Origin of the sequence: Mesorhizobium sp. B3-2-1 (assembly GCF_006439515.1) — a bacterium.
GTDB lineage: Bacteria > Pseudomonadota > Alphaproteobacteria > Rhizobiales > Rhizobiaceae > Mesorhizobium.
In genome coordinates, this window is sequence record NZ_VFTI01000007.1 from 193,367 (window position 1) to 215,506 (window position 22,140).

The following is a 22,140-nucleotide window of genomic DNA, read 5'->3' on the forward strand; positions in this document are numbered from 1 at the left end:
GGCGGCCATCATTCTGCGGCTTGTCCCTTTACAACTGCGTCGTTGGCGGCGTCGACCGGGCCGTCCTCGAGCAGGAACCCACCCGACTGGCGCTGCCAGAGCTGCGCGTAGAGCCCGCCTCTGGCGACCAGTTCCTCGTGCGAACCCTCCTCGATGACGCGGCCCTGGTCCATCACCACGAGCCTGTCCATCGCCGCGATGGTCGACAGCCGGTGCGCGATGGCGATGACGGTCTTGCCCTGCATGAGCTTGTAGAGATTCTCCTGGATGGCGGCTTCCGCCTCGGAATCGAGCGCCGACGTCGCCTCGTCAAGGATAAGGATAGGCGCGTCCTTCAACATAACGCGAGCAATGGCGATGCGTTGCCGCTGGCCACCGGACAGCTTGACGCCACGGTCGCCGACATAGGCATCGAAGCCCTGGCGGCCGCTGTGGTCCGAAAGCGCCGATATGAAATCCAGCGCCTCGGCCCGCCGCGCCGCCTCGACAAGCATGTCATCGCTGGCATCGGGGCGGCCATAAAGGATGTTCTCGCGCACCGAACGATGCAGCAGCGAAGTATCCTGTGTGACCATGCCGATCTGGGCGCGCAGCGAATCCTGCTTCACGCTGGCGATCTCCTGGCCGTCGATGAGGATCCGACCGGATTCCAGGTCGTAGAAGCGCAAGAGGAGATTGACCAGCGTCGACTTACCGGCGCCCGAGCGTCCGACGATGCCGACCTTCTCGCCCGGCTTCAACACCAGCGACAGGTTTTCGATGACGCCCTTCTGCTTGCCGTAATGGAAGCGGATGTCCTCGAAGCGGATATCGCCTTTGGAAACGCTGATCTCCATGGCATCCGGCCTGTCCTCGACGAGGCGCGGCAGCGAGATGGAGGCAATGCCGTCCTGCACCGTGCCGATATTCTCGAACAGGCCCGACATTTCCCACATGATCCACTGCGACATGCCCCACATCCGGAGCACCAGGCCAATAACCACGGCGACCGCGCCGATCGTCACCGCTTGCCCCATCCACAGCCACAGCGAGATGGCGGTGACCGAGAACAGCAGCAGCGCGTTCAATATGTAGAGCGAGCCGAACAGCACCGTCACCAGCCGCATCGACCGGTAGACCGTGTCGAGGAAGCCCATCATGCCCTCCCTGGCGAAGGCGGCCTCGCGGCGCGAATGGGAAAACAGCTTGACCGTCTGGATGTTGGTGTAGCTGTCGACGACGCGGCCGGTCATGGTCGAGCGCGCATTGGCCTGCTCCTCGCCGACCTTGCCCAGGCGCGGGATGAAGAAGCGCAACAACAGGATATAGCCGACCAGCCAGACGCCGAGCGGCGCGGCCAGCCGCCAGTCGGCCGAACCGACGATCAACAGCATGCCGAGGAAATAGACGATGACGTAGTTCAGGACGTCGATCACCTTGATGACGCATTCGCGCACGGCAAGTGCTGTCTGCATCAGCTTGGTGGCGATGCGGCCGGCGAACTCGTCCTGGTAGAAACTCATCGACTGCTTGAGCAGGTAACGGTGCACCTGCCAGCGGATGCGCATGGGATAGTTGCCCATCAGCGTCTGCTGGTTGAGTAGCGAATGCAGCCAAACCGTGCCGGGCAGCGCAAACAACACGATGAAGGCCATGCCGGCGAGCTTCCAGCCCTCCGTCTGCAGGAACGTCTCGCGGTTCTGCCCCGACAGCCAGTCGACGATGCGGCCGAGGAAGCCGAACATCCACACTTCCGCGATGGCGATGGCCGCCACCAGCACCGCATCGACAAGGATATAGGGCCATGCGCCGCGCGTATAATGCAGGCAGAAGGCAACCAACGTCTTGGGCGGCTCGACCGGTTCCGCGGACGGGAACGGGTCGAGCCTTCTTTCAAACCAGCTAAACAACAACATAGGTCATGCCTGTAAAATCTGTTTTCCGCTTACGCGGCTTGGCGACGTACAAAGTCCTCGGACCGCATGGCGTCGAGGGCCGACGCGCCGGAATCATCCGATGCGTCGGCCCTGCTTCGCGCAATATAGGGGCTCTCCGGCTTTTCGCCGACAGGCACCTTTGTCGATCCTGACGACACGGTGCCAGTGCGGTTTTTCGCGCCCGGCCGGATCAGCCGGATAATCCGGCGCACCAGCGACGGCCGGCTCGGGTCGGGAACCGCGTGCGAGAAATCGACATCTGGCAGCATGCCGCGATGCGGACGCCGGCGCACTTCGGCATGAACCGCCGACGAATAGGTGTCGCCGATCAGCAGCGCCCAGGTCGGCAGCCGGTGGATATGCAGGCTCCTCGAGCCCGGTATTCTGTATGGATCGAACATCGGTCCGTCCTCCGTGTTGAAATAGAGATAAAAAGGATGATCGACATCGTGCCGCGGGATCGGCGGCGGATCAGTCGGGACGCGTTGGGACGGGGCCATAGGCCCCTTCGGCAGCTTGAAAAACATCGCAGGATTCCTTCGAAGACCAGGGTATGGCTTCGGCGGAAATCGGTGCGGAAGTGTCTAAAAGATCAGAAGAAACGTCGTACCGAAACCGCCAGGGCGCAAGTAAGCCCACGGGTGGGGCGCTGGATGTGCATGGCCATCATGAATTACCCCTCCATCGGTTCGGGTTGACAATGTTGGTCGTATACTCGACTTCGCAGAAAATGGCCACCCGCAGGTCCAGGAATTTCCAAAACCGCGAAGCAGCTGTGGCGGATCTGCCACTTATTAGAAGGACGCGAAAGTGAACCGTGGTCTCCGCATCGCGCTCTACCAGCCTGACATTGCTGGCAATACCGGGACAATCCTGCGCTTCGCCGCGTGTCTCGGGCTTGGCGTCGACATCATCGAGCCGGCCGGCTTTCCGCTCTCCGACAAAGCGCTCAAGCGCGCCGGCATGGACTACCTCGAAATGGCGGCCTTGACCCGGCATGTTGACTGGCATGCCTTCGAGGAGTGGCGCAAGGTCCGCGCGGATCGGCTGGTGCTGCTGTCGACCAAGGCTGCGACCCCCTACACCGACTTCAGCTTCACCGACCGCGACATCCTCCTGTTCGGGCGCGAATCCGCGGGCGTGCCGGATCCAGTCCATCAGGCGGCGGATGTTCGGCTGACCATCCCGATGCGGCCCACTGCGCGCAGCCTCAACGTCGCCCTTTCCGTGGCCATGGTGGCGGGCGAAGCCATCCGGCAACTCGGCTAGGGGATCGCCGGCAGCGCGGTCCGCGGTGATTTTTGCCCAGGCGCACATCCGCCTTCTCCTTCGTTTGCACGTCCAGGCTTTCTTGGCTACAAGCTCAACTTAACTTGAGGTCAAGCGGAAAATTACGAGATGGCACCAGCGTTGGAATTGACGGTCGGCCAGATGGCCGCGCGCAGCGGCGTGGCGGTGTCGGCGCTGCACTTCTATGAAGCCCGCGGGCTGATCCGCAGCCACCGCACCTCCGGCAACCAGCGCCGCTACGGCCGCGACGTGCTGCGCCGGGTGGCCATAATCCGGATTGCCCAGGAGGTCGGCATCTCGCTCGCGGAAATCGGTGCCACGCTTGAATCATTACCTGAAGGCCGCACGCCGACCCGCGAGGATTGGAACCTGCTTTCAACGGCTTGGCGCGATGACCTCGACCAGAAGATCAGCCAGCTAAAGAAGCTGCGCGACGGCCTGACCGACTGCATCGGCTGCGGCTGCATGTCGATCGACAAATGCCCGCTTCGCAACAAGGGGGATCGGCTGGCGAGGGAGGGAACGGGCGCGCGGCGGTTAATTGCACCCTGAATAGAACAATGCGATTATCGCGCGATAAGGGAGGAATGTCTGTGTTAGGACACCTAATCCAGGCTGAAGAAGAGACACAACTCATCACGATCTACCGGATCGATTCTGGCGGCATGCCAACCCTCTATACGTCCGTGAGTTTTGACGAGGCGCGAAAAATGGGCCTGGAAAAATTCAGCAACCTACTTGGCGAGAACCTAATTCTAGATTCTCCAAAATTGCGCGATCTATTTTTGTTGTAATATTCCTCAATCCGCCGCCGGCAGCCGCCTGATCGTGAACTCGATCAGATCGCCCGGGCGCTCGAACCAGCTTTCGATCTCGGTCCAGTAGGCCTGCTTGGGGAAGCGCTCGAACCATTCCTTGGCCTTGAGGCGGGCATCCGAGCGCGGCAGGACGAAGGTCTCGCGCAGGAAACCGTCGCGCGGCATGCGCGCGCGTTCGGCCCGGCTTTGGTCGAGCCTTTTCTTCAGGCCATCCAGCGGCGGTCTTGCCGGGGTGCGCACGAAACAACTCCTTGCACCTAGCGCATGACCCCGAAATCGAGTTTCGGAAAGGATCATGCGCAAAACCAAAGTGACTTGACCCTGTCCCTCAAGAGATTAGGGATCGCGCCCGGAAAAGACGAGTCTTTTGTCGACTCACCGCCCCGCAAACCGGAGACGGCACTTGGAACGACCTGAAATACCGGCGGGGCTACCCGCCGACATCGAAGAGAAGAAGATGAAGGCCCGGCTTTGGTTCGAGGCGCTGCGCGAGCGCATCTGTGGCGCTTTCGAGCAGATCGAGCAGGACCTCGGCGGGCCGCTGGCCTCCTGGTCGCCCGGCCGCTTCGAACAGACGCACTGGGAACGTGACCACGGCAAGGGCGGCGGCGGCACCATGTCGATGATGCATGGCCGCGTCTTCGAGAAGGTCGGCGTCCACACATCGATCGTTCATGGCGAGTTCTCGCCCGAATTCAGGAAGCAGATGCCTGGCGCCGAGGAAGACCCGCGCTTCTGGGCATCGGGCATTTCGCTGATCGCGCACCCGTGGAATCCCAACGTTCCGGCCGTGCACATGAACACGCGCATGGTCGTCACTTCAAGGCAATGGTTCGGCGGCGGCGCCGACCTGACGCCGGTGCTCGACCGCCGCCGCACGCAGGACGATCCCGATACGATAGCCTTCCACCGTGCCATGCAGTTCGCTTGCGAGAAGAACGCCGGCGTCGCCGACTATGCGAAATTCAAGGCCTGGTGCGACGAGTACTTCTTCCTGCCGCACCGCAACGAGCCGCGCGGCACCGGCGGCATCTTCTTCGACTGGCTGCATTCGGCCGAGGAGAAGGGCGGCTGGAACGCCGATTTCAACTTCGTCCAGGATGTCGGGCGTTCGTTCCTCGTCGTCTACGGCCACCTGGTGCGCGCCAACTTCAACGAGAACTGGACCGATGGCGACCGCGACGAACAGCTCATCCGCCGCGGCCGCTATGTCGAATTCAACCTTCTTCACGATCGTGGCACCATCTTCGGGCTGAAGACCGGCGGCAATGTCGCCTCGATCCTGTCCAGCCTGCCGCCGGAGGTGCGCTGGCCGTAACAAGATGGTGAGCGCGATGTGAAGCCGCATTGATGTCCCATTTGTCGAATCTGGGCGCGGAATGTGACGCCAGGAATATCTTTTTCGTCTAATATCCATTTGAAAAAACTGGGTTATTTGTCGCATTTGGGTCGGGAAGCGCCGGTGGTCTGCCTGAGGGCAATTCCAGGAAATGCAACCGCTTTCCCTTCGGAATTGCGTCGGAACAAGGTTAGCCGCGACTCGACGCGACTGGACGACCCAAAGACGACGCGGGACCATCCTCGTCAAAAAGGATGCCCGCTCTTCCAGGAGTGTATCAGCATGAGAAAGATCATCGTTTCCGCTGCCGCGGCCGCCCTTCTTGCTTCCGGTTCGGTGGCGTTCGCCGCCGTCAGGCACACCACCGGAACGGTCAAGACCTTCGATACGGCGGCCAAGAGCCTGGTTCTCGACAATGGATCGTCTTTTACGCTTCCCGGGACTTTCAAGGATCCTGGCCTGAAGGTCGGCGAGAAGGTCAGAATTTCGTGGGACATGAGCGGCAAGAACAAGGTTGCCGAGGCAGTCAAGATCGTGAAGTGATGGCCTGCCCGCTGGGTTAGCGTAAGAGGGCGGAGCAGCGCTGCTCCGCCTTTTCACCGTTGACCGCAACCAATACCACCCCATCTGTGTTATGGTCTTCACCCTGCCCGTGGTCCGGCCCCAAGGCCGCACAGCGGGCCAAGAAGATGCGGAGCTCCGGCCTGTCCCTGCAGGGCAGTCGATCCGGCTCCATGGAGGAAGAGGAGAAATCCCATGAAGCAGTTCCACTGCGGATCGCTGGTTCCCGGCTGCGACTGGCACACCCGTGCCGACGAGGAGGCGGAGGTCATGCGCCGTGCCGTCGAGCATATGCGCGAGACGCATGGCGAGACGATCATCCGCGAGACGATGATCGAGGCAATCCGCTCCCGAATTGAGAAGGCCCGCGACGCGGCGTAGGGCGCGGCGGGGGGCTGTCGGTCTTGGCAAAGAACCGCGGCGGCGCTCGGGTAGCGTGCGTCGAGCCGATTTATTTCGACGCGTGGCCTGCGCCTCAAAAATTAGATTTGCTCCAGCTAAAATAAACCGTGCGGTAACTGAACCCGTGCGATCGTCGGACTGATATCCAGACTACAGGGGGCTGCCAGAGAAGCCCGTCGCCGTCAGGCACTGGTCCGGAATCGGTGGGGCGAGGTGTTTCGCGGATGCGCGAAAAGTCCGGCAATCGTGCGAGTTTGTACGCAACGGCGCTCCTGCCGTGGGTGTTCCTCGGCACGCCACCGGCGGTTGCCCAGGAATTTACGACATCGCTCATCGACATCCATCAGGGCTCGCTGCTCAGCGACAAGGCGAGAGGCCTGGGTGACGGCGGGTATGAGTTGCAGACCGGAAGCCGGGTATCGTTCAACCAGTGGTACCAGACAAACTGGGTCGACATGCATGTGGACCTGATGACGCAGATCACCCAGGACACCGGTATCCTTTGGGGGTTTGGCACCGGGGAACAGGCCGAGAAGTATCGGATCGGGCCGAGCCTCAAGCTGGGTTTCCTCACACAGCTGCATCCGAGTGCGAACAGCATACTGTCCCTGTCGTTCACCACGACCTTCGGCGGCAGGCTCACCGAAAAGCCCTGCCAGGCCGATTATGGCGATCTGGGCACCTACAGCGTCAATTGCCGGCTCGCCGCTGGCGAGATGGCGCCCGAGGAAACCTTGAAATATCTGGTTAACGCTAAACCGGAGAGCCAGCATCTCTGGCTGAATTACCGTGTTACTTTCTGATCGCGAGGGGCCGGGCACGAGATGTGGCGTGGCCGCCGGAGATCTGCGGTCGTCCGTCCTAGCTTCTGTTGAACCGGGGTAAGATCATGTCAAATGCGCGTTGGAAGTTCGGTATCGCCACGGCCCTCGCCCTTCTGCCGGCTTCCATGGCGGCGGCTCAAGAAGCTGGCGGTCCGGATCCGCTATCCGCGCTCTGCATGGGCGGTCGGGCGAACGCGTCCATATGCCTGAGCGCAACCTTGCCGGCGGCGACATCGCAGACCTTGCAAGGCTGGATGAGCCCGGATGTCGGAGCCGCATGGCGTGCCGGCTACAAGGGCCAAGGCGTCACCATCACGATCGTCGACGATTTCTCCAGCACATCGAAGTTCAGCGGCAATTTCGGCATCGGCACGCAGACCCAGCGCCACGGCGAATGGACCCGTGAAGAAGCCAGCATGGTTGCGCCCCTGGCAACGATAAGGTCGAAAGACTTTTCCACCAGCTCATCGGTCGCGCTGTCGCCGGGCCTGAACGTGCTCAATCTGAGCTATGGCATGTATGCCAAAGCGGGTTACAGCCCCAGCCAGATCGGATGGAGCGCCGAGGAGGCCTCCATCATCTCCTATGCCACCAAGGGAACGGCCGTGGTTTCGAAGGCCGCGGGCAACGACGCGGTTGCCGTGGGCGGCGTCACCAGCGGCCAGCAGGACTATCTTGACCTCGCTTTGGTCGGAAAGGCATCCGCGATTTTCGTCGGCGCGCTCAACAGCAACGGCACGACGTCGAACAAGGCCAGCATGGCATGGTACTCCAACATCGCCGGCTCCAATCAGGCTGTGCAGAGCCATTTCCTGGTCGTGGGTGTCACCGGGGACAAGACCGGCCTTTACGGCACCTCTTTCGCCGCGCCGATCGTTGCCGGCTATGCCGCGATCGTGGGCAGCAAGTTCACCAAGGCAACGCCGACCCAGATCACCAACCAGTTGCTGAATACGGCCCGTACCGACACGCTGGCCAACTATAGCGCCTCCGTCTATGGCAAGGGCGAGGCAAGCCTTTCGCGTGCCCTAGCTCCGCTGTCGATCAAGTAGCGGCACAGAATCGCAGGGTAACACTGGCATTCACCCAGCGGTTCTGGCCTACGTTTCAAGGGCCTCCGCGGCGCGCTTCATCAGCGCGTCGCGATCGGGCGCAAAACCCGCATCGATCCATTCCGCTTCGAGATTCTTGAGGATTTCGCCCAGCTTCGGCCCCGGCGTTGCGCCGAGCGCCGTTAGATCGGCCCCTTTCAGCGGAAACACCGGTTTTTCCCATTTGAGCGCAAAGGCAAGCAGGCGCGAAAAGCCGCCCGCTTGAAGCAATGCATCATTGTCCTCGACAGCGCGCACCCGCGCCGCGGCAAGCGAAAGCCGCAGGCGGTCGACAAACCCTTGCCGGTGGCCGCGATAGAGTTTTTTCGCCAGTTCGCCCTCGGTCGTCTTCGGCTCGACGGCCGTGGTGAGCGCCCAGTGGAGCATGCGATCGGCTTCGGCGGTCGAGAACCTGAGCCTCTCGGCCAGCGTCTTCATGCGCGCTGCATCCGGCGGCACGATCGCCTCCAGCCGCAGCATCGGATCCACCGCCCAGCCCAGGTCTTTCTCGGCCTTGGTCAACCCGTGGATCGCATCGATGCCCCATTTCTCGCTTTCCGGCAGCGCGGCGGTCAGGACACCGGCCTGCCGCATCCAGAGCAGCGCCCGCGAGGGATCGGTCGCCGACAAAAGCTTCTTCAGCTCGGACCAGATGCGTTCCGCCGAGAGTTGGCCGAGACCCTCCTTCAGCCGGGCGCAGGCCTTCAGTCCCTCGGCATCCGGCCGGCCGCCGCCATACCAGGCAAAGAAACGGAAGAAGCGCAGGATGCGCAGATAATCCTCGCGGATGCGCGCCTCCGGGTCACCGATGAAGCGCAGCCGGCGCGCCTTGATGTCGGCGATGCCGCCGACAAGGTCGACAACCCGTCCGTCGGCCTCCGCGTAGAGCGCGTTGATTGTGAAATCGCGCCGCTCGGCGTCGAGCTTCCAGTCGCGCCCGAACGACACCCTGGCACGGCGGCCATCGGTCTCGACATCGGCGCGCAAGGTGGTGATTTCGTAGGGTTTGCCGCCGGCGACCACCGTGATCGTGCCATGCTCGATACCGGTCGGCACCGCCTTGAAGCCTTCCGCCACGGCGCGGCGAATGGTTTCCTGCGGCAGGCAAGACGTGGCGATGTCGATGTCGGTGACAGGCTGGTCCATCAGCACGTTGCGCACCGCGCCGCCGGCGATACGTGCCTCCTCACCGCCTTCGGTGAGCACGCCAAGCAGTCGCTGCAAATGCTTGTCGGAGAGCCAGACAGCTCTGCCAGCGATCGAAACACTCACGCATAGAGCCTTTCATAGAGCGTACGGATGATACCGGCGGTGACGCCCCAGATGCGCCGGTCGCCATAGGGCATGTCGTAGAAGAACCATTCGAGATCGTTCCACATGCGGCTGTCGCGCTTGTGATTGGCGGAGTCCATCAGGAAGCGCAGCGGCACTTCGAAGGCGGCATCGACCTCGTCGACGTTCAGGGTCAGCTGGAAATGTGGCCGCACGATGCCCAGCACCGGCGCGATGCGGTAGCCGCTGCCGGCGACGTAATCCGGCATGCGGCCGATGATCTCGATGCGGTCCGGGGTAAGGCCGATCTCCTCGAAGGTCTCGCGCAGCGCCGCCGCCTCCGGGCTCGCATCGGTCGCATCGATCGTGCCGCCCGGGAAAGCCACTTGGCCGGAATGGTTGCGCAGTCTCTCGGCACGTTTGGTCAGCAGAACCGTCGCCTCGCCGTCATGGTCGACCACCGGGATCAGCACCGCTGCATTGCGCAGCGGCTTGCTCGGATTGAGGCGCGGATGGCCGGGATTGAAGCGGTGATCGCCATAGTCGTCGCCGGCATGCGCGCCCGGCTGCGCGGCGAAACGCGCGCGAAAATCCGCCGATGAGAACGGCGCCGGCGATATCTGGTCCATCACGCGCTCAACCGCTTCAACTGATCCGCCGGCATGATCGGAAACACGGCATTCTTCGAACGCACCGAAAACATCGTCCTGCCGTCGATCTCGATCTCCTCGCCGTGCCCAACCAGTTCGTACATGACCGGCCGCGCCACCAGCGCCTCCAGCCTGCCGCGCACCAGCAGATAGGGCTTCAAACCGCCGGTCTCGTTCTCGTCGACGAAGCGCAGCGGCCGTTCCGGTCCGGCCTCGACCACGTCGCCGACATTGGTGCGGAAGGTGATGACCTGATCCTCGCCTTCGCCCGAAACATCCATTTCGACGGCGATGAACGGCGCATCGGCAACGCGGATGCCGACCTTTTCCACCGGCGTCACCAGATAGGTTCTGCCGTCGGCGTCCTTGCGCAGCACGGACGAGAAAAGTTGCACCAGCGGCATGCGGCCGATCGGCGTGCCGAGGTAGAACCAGGTGCCGTCGGCCCTGATCTCCATGTCGAGATCGCCGCAAAAGTCGGGATTCCAGCGCTCGACCGGCGCCGCGCCCTTGCCGGCACGGGCCGCGCGCGAGATCAGCGCCTCGAGGCCTCGAGCCTCGGTGGCCTGCGTAAGGCTTTGCCGGCGATGTTCGTGGTGTTCCGTCATCGTCACGAAATAGTCACTGTTGTTCTGCTTGTCAGCCTAAGTCTGTGATTTAAGTTCAACCATAGGCGCTCCGCGAGGCCGAATCGCGGCGCCTATGGTATGGTGCGGGCCAGCATTTCCAAACCATGGCATTTCCAACCAAAAGGGTCGATGCGGCATGAGCGTGATGGTCAAGGAAAGCCCGATCAGCGAAACGGACATGATCGCCGAGGCCGAGAAGGCGCTTGCCGACATCTCCAGGATCCGCGACGGGGTTGGCCGGGTGATCTTCGGCCAGGAGAACGTCGTCGAGCGGACGCTGGTGGCGCTGCTGGCCGGCGGCCACGCGCTGTTGGTCGGCGTGCCGGGCCTCGCCAAGACCAAGCTGGTCGAGACGCTGGGCGTCGTGCTCGGGCTCGATTCACGCCGCATCCAGTTCACGCCCGACCTGATGCCGTCCGACATCCTCGGCTCCGAGGTCATGGAGCAGGACGAGACCGGCAAGCGCTCCTTCCGTTTCATCTCCGGCCCGATCTTTGCCCAGTTGCTGATGGCCGACGAGATCAACCGCGCCTCGCCGCGCACGCAGTCGGCGCTGCTGCAGGCGATGCAGGAATACCATGTCACCATTGCCGGCGCGCGCTACGATCTGCCCTCGCCCTTCCATGTGCTGGCGACGCAGAACCCGCTTGAGCAGGAAGGCACCTACCCGCTGCCCGAAGCCCAGCTCGACCGCTTCCTGATGCAGGTCGACATCCTCTACCCCGAAATCGAGGCCGAGCGCCGCATCCTTCTGGAAACCACCGGCGTCGAGGACGCGAAGGCAACCAACGTGCTGCAGCCGGCGCGGCTGAAGGAGATCCAGACGCTGATCCGCCGCATGCCGGTGCCGGAAAGCGTCGTAGAGGCGATCCTTACCCTGGTGCGTTCGGCGCGTCCGGGCCAAGGCAATGCCGACACCGACAAGCATGTCGCCTGGGGTCCAGGCCCGCGCGCCAGCCAGGCGCTGATGCTGTGCACCAGGGCACGCGCGCTTTACGACGGACGGCTGGCGCCCTCGGTCGACGATGTCAGGGCGCTGGCCGAGCCGGTGCTGCAGCATCGCATGGCGCTGACCTTCGCCGCCCGCGCCGAAGGCACCAGCGTGCGAGACGTGGTGGCGAAGCTTGTGAAAGCTATTTGATGGCGCGTATCGGCGAAGTCCAGGGTCCGGCAGCGACGCGTGACGCGCTCGCCCGCGGCCGGTTGCGGGCTTCGCTTGTGCCCGACCTGCTGGTCGAGGCGCGCCGTATCGTCAACACGGTGATCGCCGGCTGGCATGGCCGCCGCAAGCGTGGCATCGGCGAAAATTTCTGGCAGTTCCGGCCCTATGTCGAAGGCGATTCCTCGCGTATCGACTGGCGCCGCTCGGCCCGCGACGACCACACCTATGTGCGCGACCGTGAATGGGAAGCCGCCCATACGGTCTGGCTGTGGGCCGACCCCTCGCCGTCCATGCTCTACAAATCGACGGGTGCCGGTGTTTCCAAGCAATCGCGCGCGCTGGTGCTGACGCTGGCGATGGCCGAGCTCCTGTCGCGCAGCGGCGAGCGCATCGCCTGGCCGGGGCTGACCGATCCGTTCACCGCCCGCAACGGCGCCGAGCGCATCGCCGCCCAGCTCATGCATGCCGGTGATCTGCCGGCTAAACCCGATCTCTCCGATATCAGGCGCTTCTGCGACATCGTCATCGCCAGCGATTTCCTCGATCCCGTCGAAGAGACCATGGCCTGGCTCGACGTGCTCGCCCGACACGGCGTGCGCGCGCATCTGATCGAGGTCGCCGACCCGGCTGAGGAAACCTTCCCATATGCCGGCCGCACCGAATTCACAGATCCCGAGACCGGCGACAAGCTGACCGCCGGCCGCGCCGAGATGCTGGCCGACGAATATCGCCTGCTCTACACCGCGCGCCGCCAGGAACTGGCCGGTTGGTGCAAGCGGCTCGGCTGGAGCTTTACCGTCAACCACACCGACCGGCTGGCTTCCGACGCGCTGGTACGCCTGCACATGGCGATGACCGCCGATGGCTCTTATGCCGGGCTGACCTCCGGTCATGCCGCCAAGGCCGCCGGTGGCGGCCTTGCCGAAAGGGTGGTCGGCGCATGAGCTGGCTGCCGCTCTCCTTCGGCGCCCCCATGGTGCTGTGGGGCCTGCTGGCGCTGCCGGTGATCTGGTGGCTGCTGAGGCTCACCCCGCCCAAACCGCAGACCGAGGTGTTCCCGCCGCTGAGGATCCTGGCCCGTGTGCTGAGGCGTGAGGAAACCCCGCAGCGCAGCCCGTGGTGGCTGACTCTGCTCAGGCTGCTGATGGCGGCCCTCGTCGTCGCGGCATTGGCCGAACCGGTCTTCAACCCGCGCGAAAAGCTGCCGGCCGAGGGCGCCGCACTTGCCCTGGTCATCGACAATGACTGGGCCAGTGCCGCCGACTGGAACAAGCGCGTCGCCACCGCCGAGCGGCTGATCAACGACGCCAGCTCGAGCGGCGTGCCTGTTATCATCGCCTTCACCGCGGAAAAGCCCAATGCGGAGATCGGTCCCTTCGATGCCGCCGCCGCACTCGACCGGCTGCGCGCCGCCAAGCCGCGGCCGATCCCGACCGACCGGCCCGCCGTCTATGCCCGCGTCGCCGGCGTGCTGGAGAGCTTGCCTGGCGCCAGCGTCGCCGTGCTGGCCGATGGCCTGGCGGCCAAGGGCGATGAGGCCGCCTTCAATACGTTGTTGTCGAAAAATGCCGCCCGCGTCGTCTGGGCGGTGGCCGACCGGCTTTCCCTGACCGGCCTGACATCAGCCGAAAACCAGATCGACGGCTTTGGTCTGACCGCCGTCCGCGCGCCCGGCGATCCCGCCCCGGCGCAGGTCACCGCCGGCGCCTTCGACGACAAGGGCCGCCGCATCGCCGATGCGACGCTGACCTTCGCCCCGGGCGAAGCCACGGCCACCGGCACCATGGCGGTGCCGTTCGAATTGCGCAACGACTTCGCCTCGATCGCGCTCGACGGCGAACGGCACGCGGGTGCCGTGCGCGTGCTCGACGAAAGCTCCAAGCGCCGCCGCGTCGGGCTGTTGTCGCAGGCCGAGGCCGACCAGGCGCAGCCGCTTCTGTCGCCGCTCTACTACATCAGGCGCGCGCTGCAGCCCTTCGCCGATCTGGTCGAACCCTCCAGCGCCGATCTCGCCGACGCCATCCCGCAGATCCTCGACCAGAAGCCGGCGATGATCGTCATGGCCGATATCGGCACCATTCCCGCGCAGGTCCGGCAAAGGCTGGTCGACTGGGTCGACAAGGGCGGCACGCTGGTGCGTTTCGCCGGCTCGCGGCTGGCCGCCGCCGGCAATGACGACGATTTGCTGCCGGTCCGCCTGCGCACCGGCGAGCGTTCGCTCGGCGGCGCGCTGTCATGGACCTCGCCGCAGCCGGTCACCGAATTTCCCAAGGCCGGCCCGTTCGCCGACCTGGCCCCGCCGACCGAGGTCACGGTGACCAGGCAGGTGCTGGCCGAACCGACACCCGATATCGTCGAGCGCACTTGGGCGGCCCTCGCCGACGGCACGCCGCTGGTCACCGGGCTGAAGAAGGGCAAGGGCACGCTGGTGCTGTTCCACGTCACGCCCGAGGCGACATGGTCGAACCTGCCGATCTCGGGCAGTTTCGTCGAGATGCTGCGCCGCATCGTGCAGCTGTCGCGCAACCAGGGCGCGGCGATCGCCAATGCCGAAGCCGCCGCCACGTCGCTGACGCCCTATCGCATGATCGCGGCCGACGGCTCTCTGGTGCCGCCGACACCGGATGCACGGCCGCTGGTGCCGGGTGCAGGCGCACTGCCGGTGACCTTCGAGAATCCGCCCGGGCTCTACGGCTCGGAAACCGGCGTCTTCGCCCACAATCTGCTCGACGCTGCAAGCACGTTCGAGCCGCTGGCGCGCCCGCAAGTGACGGTGCCGGTCACCACGGTCCAATATGCCTTCGATGAATCGCACAACCTGAAGGGTGCGCTGGTCGCGGCGGCTCTGTTGCTGATGCTGCTCGACACACTGGCGGTGTTGTGGATGGGCGGCCTGTTTTCGCGCCGGCCGCGCCGTGCTGGCGCCGCTGCAACCACCGCCGCCGTGCTGATCGCGCTTGGCGCCCTGTTCGGCCATGCCGATGTCGCGCGCGCCGACGATGCCAAGCCGGGTGACCAGGTCGCTATCGAGGCGATCTCAAAAACCCGCATCGCCTATGTGCTGACCGGCGTGCCGGGCGTCGATTCGATCAGCCGCGCCGGGCTCGAGGGCCTGACCCGCTTCCTGATCGAGAAGACGGCGCTCGAACCGGGCGCGCCGGCCGGCGTCGACATCTCGAAGGACGAGCTGTCCTTCTATCCCCTGATCTACTGGCCGATCGACCCGGCGGCACCGATGCCGAGCCAGGCCGCGATCGCCCGCATCGACGCCTATATGCAGCAGGGCGGCACCGTGCTGTTCGATACGCGCGACCAGTTCGCCAACGGCATCGGCGCCGATTCCACCAGCCCGGCGACCGAGCGGCTGCGTGACATCCTCGGCAACCTCAACGTACCGCCGCTGGAGCCGGTGCCGTCGGACCATGTGCTGACCAAGTCCTTCTTCATCCTGCCCGAGTTCCCCGGCCGTTTCGCCGGCAGCCCGCTCTGGGTCGAGGCGTCGCTCGATGCCAGCAATGCCGACAACCGGCCGGTGCGCACCGGCGACGGCGTGTCGCCGATCATGATCACCGCCAATGATTTCGCCGGCGCCTGGGCGGTCGACGAGAATGGCGATCCGCTGCTGCCGACCGTGCCGGCCGACCCGATGCAGCGGGTCTATGCGCTGCGCGCCGGCGTCAACATCATGATGTACATGCTGACCGGCAACTACAAATCCGACCAGGTGCATGTTCCCATCCTGCTCGAAAGGTTGGGGCAGTAGGATGATGCTCTTTCTTGCACCGACGCCGATCGACCCTCCCCTGACGAGGGAGGATAAGGCATGAACTGGTCGATCTCCTTCGAACCGCTGATCTCCTGGCCGTTTTTGGCCCTGGTGCTGGTGCCGTTGGCGCTACTGGCGCTCGTCGGCCTGTGGTTTCGCCAGCGCGGCGCGGTCCTGCGCTTCGTCGCCCTGCTGGCGCTCGCCGCCGCCCTCTTCAATCCGGTGTTCCTCAATGAGGAGCGCGAGCCGCTGAAGAGCGTCGTCGCGCTGGTCGTCGACCGCAGCCAGAGCCAGGATATTGGCGACCGCACCAGGCAGACCGACGAGGCCGTGGCGGGGTTGCAGCAGCGTCTTGGCCGCTTCAAGCAGTTCGACGTCCGCGTCGTCGAAGCCGGCAAGTCCGACGCCGCCGAGGAGCGCACCGAAACGAGGTTGTTCGGCGCGCTGGAAGGCGCCTTCCGCGACGTGCCGCCCTCGCGCATCGGCGGCGCCATCATGATCACCGATGGCGAGGTGCATGACGCGCCCTCGGGTGCGCCCGACTTCAACGCCCCGCTGCATGCCCTGATCACCGGCAACGACCACGAAAAAGATCGCCGCATTCGCTTCGAGAACGCGCCGCGCTTCGGCCTCGTCGGCAAGCCGCTCGACATGACCTATCGCGTCATCTCGACCGAAAACGAGAGCGGCCCGGTCGATGTGCGCGTCTCGGTCAATGGCGAACAGGTCGCGGTCGAGCATGCCACCGTTGGCCAGGCCATGCCGCTGCAGGTGACCATCCCGAGTGCCGGCCGCAACATCATCGAACTCGCCATCGACCGCGAGCCGGGCGAGCTGACCGATACCAACAACCGCGCCATCGCGCTGGTCGACGGCATCCGCGAGAACCTGCGCGTGCTGCTCGTTTCGGGCGAACCGCATGCGGGCGAGCGCACCTGGCGCAATCTGTTGAAATCCGACGCCTCGGTCGATCTCGTCCATTTCACCATCCTGCGGCCGCCGGAGAAGCAGGACGGCACGCCGATCAATGAATTGTCCCTGATCGCCTTCCCGACCCGCGAGCTGTTCGTCGAGAAGATCAAGGATTTCGACCTCATCATCTTCGACCGCTACCAGCACCGCGACGTGCTGCCGATCCTCTATTACGACTACATCTCCGAATATGTCGAAAAGGGCGGCGCGCTGCTGATCGCCGCCGGTCCCGAATATGCCGGCGAGGCTTCGATCGCGCGCACGCCGCTGATGTCTGCCCTGCCGGCCATGCCGACCGGCGAAGTGGTCGACAAGGCGTTCTACCCGCGCCTGACCGAACTCGGCCAGCGCCACCCGGTGACGCGCGGCCTCGACGGTTCGGCCACCGAGCCGCCGCACTGGAGCCGCTGGTTCCGCACCATCGGCGTGCAGAATCCGCAAGGCGAAGTGGTGATGAAGGGCGCCGACAACCGGCCGCTGCTCCTGCTCGACCGCAAGGGCGAAGGCCGCGTCGGCATGCTTTTGTCCGATCAGGGCTGGCTGTGGGCGCGCGGCTTCGAGGGCGGCGGCCCGCATGTCCAGCTCTACCGGCGCATCGCCCACTGGCTGATGAAGGAACCCGAGCTCGAGGAAGAGCGGCTGACCGCCGAGGGACGCGGCATGGTGCTGGAGATCCGCCGCCAGACGATGGCCGACGATCCCGGCCCGGCGCAGATCATCACCCCGTCCGGCAAGACGCTCTCCGTCAAGCTCGACAAATCCGAACCCGGCGTCTTCCTCGGCAGCGTCCAGACCAGCGAGATCGGCCTCTTCCAGGTCGCCAATGGCGATCTCACCGCGCTCGCCCATGTCGGACCGGTCAACGCGCCGGAATTCGCTGACGTCGTGTCCACGCAGGAGCGTCTGAAGGCGCCGGCGGAAGCCACCGGCGGCAGCGTGCGCCGGCTGGCCTCGTCCACGGGCAGCGACGTGACGCTGCCTTCCATCGTGCCGGTGCGCTCGGCCGGCGAAGCGTCGGGCAGCGACTGGATCGGCCTGCGCACCACCGACGACAGCGTCCTGAAGGCCGTGTCGCGCGTACCGCTGTTCGGCGGCTTCCTCGGCCTCGGCCTGCTGCTTCTGGCAATGGGCTCGATGTGGTACCGCGAGGGACGGTAGAGCGCCCTGCCCTACTCTTCCGGTTCCGTCGTGAACAGCAGCGGATAGCCCTTGGCCTTGCCGGCGTCGGTGGCCCGTGTCGCCTTGGTCTCGGCGACATCCCTGGTGAAGACCGCGACCACGCAGACGCCGTGCCGGTGCGCGGTGATCATGACCCGGTGCGCCTGGTCCTCGCTGAGCTTGAACTCGCCCTTCAGCACCGTCACCACGAATTCGCGCGGCGTGAAATCGTCGTTGACGAGGATGACCTTGTAGAGCTTAGGCCGCTCGGTCTGCGGCTTGACCTTGACGCGCGGCTTTGTGGTGATTTCAGGCATTCGAACTGACTGTTTTGCGATCGAGCTTAAGTCCGCATTTTGCCACGGGCGGCAGCGATCGTCCACTTGCGGACCGTCGGCGGCCGCGCCCGGTCCTTCACGATCATGTGGGGGATGGTCGGTAGCGGTTCAACGGCCCTGACGGCCGAGGATGCGGCGACTTGCGTCGGCATCCGCCCGGCGTTCCAGCCATGCCGCGATCGGCCATCCGGCAACGCAGATCAGCGTCACGCCCGCGAGCACGATCAAAAGCCACGCCTGCACGGGCGTGATGTAATCCCAGTTGCTGGAAATCGCCGGCGCGAACAACGAGGGCTCGGTGCGCCCGCTTGCAGGATCCGGCACGGGGCTGGCGGTGAGCAGAATCAACACCCTTGCGACGCCGGTGGCAACGAGGCCGCCGATCACCATGGAGCGAAAAATGGACGACGGCCGCCTCTTCATGCGGATTGTCCTACAGGACCGGCATTGCAAACGGGTTAAGCACGATCGAGATGCATGGCTGGAAGCCGCCGGTGTTCAGCTCATCGACCATGCCCTTGGCAGAAGGCCGCCCCAGCCGGTTTGCGGCTGGAGCGGCCTTGCCAGAACTGACCTCGAAGCTGATCAGGGCTTCTTCGGAGCGGCCTTCGCGGGGGCCATTTTCGCGGGAGCCATCTTCGCGGGGGCCTTCTTGACCGGGCACTTGTGCTTCTTGGTCACCTTGCAGGCGGTCTTCTTGGCGACCTTCTTCGGAGCAGCCTTGGCCGGAGCGGTGGTCGTGGCGGCAGCAGCCGGAGCGGTGGTCGTGGTGGCGGCAGCCGGGGCAGCGGTCGTGGTGGTGGCTGCGTTGCCGAGAACCGGCATCGAGAAGGCGAGAGCGACGGCGAGACCAAGGGCGGACAGGATGGACTTGTTCATGGCTTCATTTCCTTTTTATGCGGGTCGTTTTTGAGTGTCACTGGACCGGGTCGTTCGGTGTCACTCCAAGCAGCTTCAAAGCATTGGCGAGCATCCGGATGCCCTGCGCCTGTTTCTTGGCGGCGCAGTACCGGTTGCCCTTTCTCTGAAGTGCCTTTGCCGCGGTGACCTGCGTTGCCGTGGCGTGGGTTTCGAGGGCTTCATCAAATTGGTGGCTGAGATTGGCGCACCGTTCGCTCCGGGTGAGCGGCGCCTTTGCATCCGACTGTTCGACAGCAGCAGTGAGCAGGCCAAGGCCTAGCAAAACTCCCAACAAACTGACCGACAATCTTGGCATTGGTTTATCCGTGAACCCCGGAGACTAGCGTCGCAGCCGATGACCTGACCGCCACGGCACCGTTATGCCGGCCTACCTTTTCAGGAGTTTTTCCCGATTGTAGAATTTTGTTTCTGGATTGTGTCTGGCCAGGCCGGGGCCAGGCTGGGGCGCCACTTTCCATGTGGAGAAGGCGGAATTCATTCTCCCTTGAAAAGCAAGGCACTGGCCAACATATGGCCCGAATTCTATCGTGTGGCTCACCAGCCAAGAATGGCTTGGCCGGCAAACCAGACAGGGCAGCTGTGAAATCCGATGCGCATATACTGATCGTCGACGACGACAAGGGCATCCGCGACCTGCTTCAGGAGTTCTTCCAGAAGCGGGGGCTGCACACCTCGGTCGCCGCCGATGGCACCGAGATGGAGGCCATCCTGCGTCGCTCGCAGGTGGACCTCATCGTGCTCGACGTGATGCTGCCCGGCAGGAGCGGGCTGGAACTGTGCCGCGATCTGCGCGCCCAGTATACGACGCCTATCATCATGCTGACCGCCGTCACCGAGACGACGGACCGCGTCGTCGGCCTCGAGATGGGCGCCGACGACTATGTGCCCAAACCTTTCGACCCGCGCGAATTGCTGGCCCGCATCCGCGCCGTATTGCGGCGCAATGGCGCCGCCGAGCCCAAGCGCGCCACCACCAAGCAGATATACCACTTCGCCGGCTGGACGATGGACTGCTCGCGGCGCCGGCTGACCGCGCCAGACGACGTCAGGGTCGAACTGACCATGGCCGAGTTCAACCTCTTGCAGACCTTCGTCAAGAGCGCTCAGCGCGTGCTGACCCGCGACCAGCTCATCGAACTGTCCGGCGGCGACAGCGACTATTCCTTCGACCGCAGCATCGACATCCTGGTCAGCCGGTTGCGGCGCAAGATGGAAGACGATCCCAAGACACCCAAGCTGATCCTTACCGTGCGCAGCGGCGGCTACCAGTTCCTGCCCGAGACGACCTCCGAATGAGACGCTTCCTGCCGCAGACCTTGCCTGTCTGGGTGCTGCTGATCGTCATCGCCGGCCTGCTGATCAGCCAGGTCGCGACGCTTTACATCGTGTCGCGCGACCGCGCCGCCACCAACGACGTGGTCGACCTCTACCGCCTCAACGACCGCGCCTTCTCGCTTGTGCAGTTGATGAGCGGCGCCACGCCGGAGGAGCGCAAGGCGACCGCCGCCGGCCTGTTCAACTCGACATATGCGCTCACCGTCTCGGACACGCCCGCCGTCACCTCTTCGATCGCCGGCGACGACGAACTGGCCGAGCTCGAGGACATCCTTGTCGGCCGGCTGTCGAAGTTCGGCATCACCGACGCGCGCGTGCGCCGCGATCCGGCGACGCGCGAAGCCGACGATGCCACCGGCGCGGCGCCGGGACCCGATATCGGCCAGGTCGAGCGGGACCTTCTGGTGCTGGCCGCCGATTTCGCCCAGAGCGAGAAGCTGACGGCCTCGCTGCGTTTTGCCGACGGCCAATGGCTGAACTTCACCGAACCGATCACGCCCGTCGGCCCGATACTGAGCGTCGACAGCCTGCCGCTCTATGCGCTGATCGCCGGGCTGGTGGTGATCATGTCGATCTGGTCGCTGCGCCGGCTGACCGCGCCCTACCGGATGATGGAAACCGCCGTCAACCGGATCGGCAACGACCTCAAGAGCCCGCCGGTCACCGAGAGCGGCAGCCGCGAGGTGCGCGCCGCCGCCAAGGCGATCAATGCCATGCAGGCAAGGCTGCGCGAGTATGTGGAGGACCGTGAGCACCTGGCGGCAGCGCTCGCGCACGACCTGCGCACGCCGATCACCAGGATGCGGCTGCGGCTGGAGCTGCTGCGCAGATCACCGGCGCGCCAGGCGCTCGCCCATGATCTCGCCGACATCGAAAGCATCGCGAGTTCCGTGATAGACTTCGCCAAATTCGAGGTCACGGAGGAAAAGCCCGAGCGTATCGATTTCTGGTCGCTCGTGGAATCGGTCGCCGACAGTTACGAGACCGTCTCCTTCGACAATGACGACGCCCGCCCCCGCGGCCTGATCTGCATGGCGCGGCCGGTGGCCCTTAAGCGCTGCGTCACCAATCTGGTGGAGAACGCCGTTACCTACGGCACGAAGGCGCATCTCGGCCTCAGCCGCTCGGAAGGCACGATCACGCTCGCCATCCGTGACGAGGGGCCGGGCATACCCCAGGCCCAGATCGACGCCGTGTTCGGCTCCTTCGTGCGCCTCGAACAGTCCCGCAACCGCCAAACCGGCGGCCTCGGGCTCGGACTGACCATCGCCCGCAACATCGCGCGCGCGGCGGGCGGCGAAGTGCGCCTGTCCAACCATCCCGACGGCGGCCTGCTGACGGAGTTGCGCCTGCCGCTGGCAGCTTGAGCCTTATCAGGCCGCGTCAAACGTCAACTTGTCGCGGTGATCTTCCAAGCCAGCAGCGTGACGATGACCGCCGCCGTGAGCATTGTCGCCCAGCGGTGCCGCCCGAACGCATGCAGAACGAGAACGGCCAGAGCCGCGATCGACGCGGCAAGTGCCCCTTCGACATAGAAGAGCTGTCCATCGCCGACCGGTCCGCCGCTTGCGCCTCCGACATGGAAGAACTCCAGGATCGACCGGATCGCGATCACGATCAGCAACCCGAGCGCCGCTTGCGCCGCGCGCGCCGTCGACAGCCAGTTCAAGATCCGTTTCAAGGCGCCTCCCGATGC

At 64.6% G+C, this 22,140-nt stretch carries 24 protein-coding genes; 13 read left to right on the forward strand and 11 right to left on the reverse strand.

The window, feature by feature from the left end; all coding sequences use genetic code 11:
• Positions 1-8: 8 nt before the first annotated feature.
• On the reverse strand, positions 9-1,895 hold the full coding sequence (locus tag FJW08_RS10215; RefSeq protein ID WP_140810403.1) for an ABC transporter ATP-binding protein: 1,887 nt from the start codon (positions 1,893-1,895) through the stop codon (positions 9-11).
• 29 nt (positions 1,896-1,924) lie between these two features.
• Positions 1,925-2,317 (reverse strand): hypothetical protein, encoded by a 393-nt coding sequence (locus tag FJW08_RS10220; protein ID WP_140810404.1) that lies wholly within the window; start codon positions 2,315-2,317, stop codon positions 1,925-1,927.
• A 409-nt stretch (positions 2,318-2,726) separates the two neighbouring features.
• On the opposite strand from FJW08_RS10220, the gene FJW08_RS10225 reads away from it, so the two are divergent.
• Both FJW08_RS10225 and soxR read left to right on the forward strand, forming a co-directional pair.
• Positions 2,727-3,185, forward strand: a complete 459-nt coding sequence (locus tag FJW08_RS10225) for a tRNA (cytidine(34)-2'-O)-methyltransferase (protein ID WP_140758486.1) — start codon at positions 2,727-2,729, stop codon at positions 3,183-3,185.
• Between the two features lie 129 nt (positions 3,186-3,314).
• Positions 3,315-3,758 (forward strand): redox-sensitive transcriptional activator SoxR, encoded by a 444-nt coding sequence (gene soxR / locus FJW08_RS10230; RefSeq protein WP_140810405.1) that lies wholly within the window; start codon positions 3,315-3,317, stop codon positions 3,756-3,758.
• Between the two features lie 248 nt (positions 3,759-4,006).
• On the opposite strand, the gene FJW08_RS10235 is transcribed toward soxR, so the two are convergent.
• Positions 4,007-4,264: a hypothetical protein gene (locus FJW08_RS10235; RefSeq protein WP_023770299.1), complete on the reverse strand. Its 258-nt coding sequence runs from the start codon at positions 4,262-4,264 to the stop codon at positions 4,007-4,009.
• Between the two features lie 163 nt (positions 4,265-4,427).
• Between FJW08_RS10235 and hemF the strand changes: the two genes are divergently transcribed.
• From hemF to FJW08_RS10260, 5 genes are all read left to right on the forward strand, one after another.
• On the forward strand, positions 4,428-5,342 hold the full coding sequence (gene hemF / locus FJW08_RS10240; protein WP_140810406.1) for an oxygen-dependent coproporphyrinogen oxidase: 915 nt from the start codon (positions 4,428-4,430) through the stop codon (positions 5,340-5,342).
• 303 nt (positions 5,343-5,645) lie between these two features.
• On the forward strand, positions 5,646-5,906 hold the full coding sequence (locus FJW08_RS10245) for a DUF1344 domain-containing protein (RefSeq protein WP_140810407.1): 261 nt from the start codon (positions 5,646-5,648) through the stop codon (positions 5,904-5,906).
• Between the two features lie 213 nt (positions 5,907-6,119).
• Complete coding sequence (locus FJW08_RS10250; RefSeq protein ID WP_027143380.1) at positions 6,120-6,305, forward strand: DUF1059 domain-containing protein; 186 nt, start codon at positions 6,120-6,122, stop codon at positions 6,303-6,305.
• 245 nt (positions 6,306-6,550) lie between these two features.
• Entirely contained in the window at positions 6,551-7,129 is a 579-nt protein-coding gene (locus FJW08_RS10255) for a hypothetical protein (protein WP_140810409.1), read from the forward strand.
• Between the two features lie 86 nt (positions 7,130-7,215).
• Positions 7,216-8,202, forward strand: a complete 987-nt coding sequence (locus FJW08_RS10260; RefSeq protein WP_140810410.1) for a S8 family serine peptidase — start codon at positions 7,216-7,218, stop codon at positions 8,200-8,202.
• A gap of 48 nt (positions 8,203-8,250) precedes the next feature.
• Here FJW08_RS10260 and FJW08_RS10265 read toward each other — a convergent pair whose 3' ends face one another.
• Genes FJW08_RS10265 through FJW08_RS10275 form a run of 3 tightly spaced genes read right to left on the reverse strand, consistent with a single transcriptional unit; the run spans position 8,251 to position 10,771 of the window.
• Positions 8,251-9,513, reverse strand: a complete 1,263-nt coding sequence (locus FJW08_RS10265) for a CCA tRNA nucleotidyltransferase (RefSeq protein ID WP_140810411.1) — start codon at positions 9,511-9,513, stop codon at positions 8,251-8,253.
• Positions 9,510-10,142 carry a CoA pyrophosphatase gene (locus tag FJW08_RS10270; RefSeq protein ID WP_140810412.1) on the reverse strand — a complete coding sequence of 211 codons (633 nt, stop codon included), beginning with the start codon at positions 10,140-10,142 and terminating at the stop codon, positions 9,510-9,512. Before FJW08_RS10270 ends, FJW08_RS10265 begins: the two co-directional genes overlap by 4 nt.
• The gene (locus FJW08_RS10275; protein ID WP_140810454.1) at positions 10,142-10,771 is read right to left on the reverse strand and encodes a DUF1285 domain-containing protein; all 630 of its coding nucleotides are present in this window, start codon (positions 10,769-10,771) and stop codon (positions 10,142-10,144) included. The genes FJW08_RS10270 and FJW08_RS10275 overlap by 1 nt, the downstream gene beginning before the upstream one ends.
• A gap of 157 nt (positions 10,772-10,928) precedes the next feature.
• On the opposite strand from FJW08_RS10275, the gene FJW08_RS10280 reads away from it, so the two are divergent.
• Genes FJW08_RS10280 through FJW08_RS10295 form a run of 4 tightly spaced genes read left to right on the forward strand, consistent with a single transcriptional unit; the run spans position 10,929 to position 17,850 of the window.
• The gene (locus FJW08_RS10280) at positions 10,929-11,933 is read left to right on the forward strand and encodes a MoxR family ATPase (RefSeq protein WP_140810413.1); all 1,005 of its coding nucleotides are present in this window, start codon (positions 10,929-10,931) and stop codon (positions 11,931-11,933) included.
• Positions 11,933-12,898 (forward strand): DUF58 domain-containing protein, encoded by a 966-nt coding sequence (locus FJW08_RS10285; protein WP_140810414.1) that lies wholly within the window; start codon positions 11,933-11,935, stop codon positions 12,896-12,898. The genes FJW08_RS10280 and FJW08_RS10285 overlap by 1 nt, the downstream gene beginning before the upstream one ends.
• The gene (locus tag FJW08_RS10290) at positions 12,895-15,717 is read left to right on the forward strand and encodes a DUF4159 domain-containing protein (RefSeq protein ID WP_140810416.1); all 2,823 of its coding nucleotides are present in this window, start codon (positions 12,895-12,897) and stop codon (positions 15,715-15,717) included. Before FJW08_RS10285 ends, FJW08_RS10290 begins: the two co-directional genes overlap by 4 nt.
• A 60-nt stretch (positions 15,718-15,777) precedes the next feature.
• Positions 15,778-17,850, forward strand: coding sequence for a hypothetical protein (locus tag FJW08_RS10295; RefSeq protein ID WP_140810417.1), 2,073 nt, complete (start codon positions 15,778-15,780; stop codon positions 17,848-17,850).
• A gap of 11 nt (positions 17,851-17,861) precedes the next feature.
• Here FJW08_RS10295 and clpS read toward each other — a convergent pair whose 3' ends face one another.
• From clpS to FJW08_RS10315, 4 genes are all read right to left on the reverse strand, one after another.
• Positions 17,862-18,167 carry an ATP-dependent Clp protease adapter ClpS gene (gene clpS, locus FJW08_RS10300; protein ID WP_140734332.1) on the reverse strand — a complete coding sequence of 102 codons (306 nt, stop codon included), beginning with the start codon at positions 18,165-18,167 and terminating at the stop codon, positions 17,862-17,864.
• A 129-nt stretch (positions 18,168-18,296) separates the two neighbouring features.
• Positions 18,297-18,611 carry a hypothetical protein gene (locus FJW08_RS10305; protein WP_140758498.1) on the reverse strand — a complete coding sequence of 105 codons (315 nt, stop codon included), beginning with the start codon at positions 18,609-18,611 and terminating at the stop codon, positions 18,297-18,299.
• A gap of 162 nt (positions 18,612-18,773) precedes the next feature.
• A complete protein-coding gene (locus FJW08_RS10310; RefSeq protein ID WP_140758499.1) occupies positions 18,774-19,067 on the reverse strand; it encodes a hypothetical protein in 294 nt (97 codons plus the stop codon).
• A 37-nt stretch (positions 19,068-19,104) separates the two neighbouring features.
• Positions 19,105-19,404 (reverse strand): hypothetical protein, encoded by a 300-nt coding sequence (locus FJW08_RS10315; protein WP_140758500.1) that lies wholly within the window; start codon positions 19,402-19,404, stop codon positions 19,105-19,107.
• Positions 19,405-19,688: 284 nt separating this feature from the next.
• Here FJW08_RS10315 and FJW08_RS10320 point away from each other — a divergent pair, with 284 nt between their 5' ends.
• Entirely contained in the window at positions 19,689-20,405 is a 717-nt protein-coding gene (locus FJW08_RS10320) for a response regulator transcription factor (protein WP_140758586.1), read from the forward strand.
• The gene (locus tag FJW08_RS10325) at positions 20,402-21,811 is read left to right on the forward strand and encodes an ATP-binding protein (RefSeq protein WP_140758501.1); all 1,410 of its coding nucleotides are present in this window, start codon (positions 20,402-20,404) and stop codon (positions 21,809-21,811) included. Before FJW08_RS10320 ends, FJW08_RS10325 begins: the two co-directional genes overlap by 4 nt.
• Before the next feature lie 23 nt (positions 21,812-21,834).
• Here the strand turns inward: FJW08_RS10325 and FJW08_RS10330 are convergent, their stop codons facing one another.
• Positions 21,835-22,125 carry a hypothetical protein gene (locus FJW08_RS10330; protein WP_140810418.1) on the reverse strand — a complete coding sequence of 97 codons (291 nt, stop codon included), beginning with the start codon at positions 22,123-22,125 and terminating at the stop codon, positions 21,835-21,837.
• Positions 22,126-22,140: the final 15 nt, after the last annotated feature.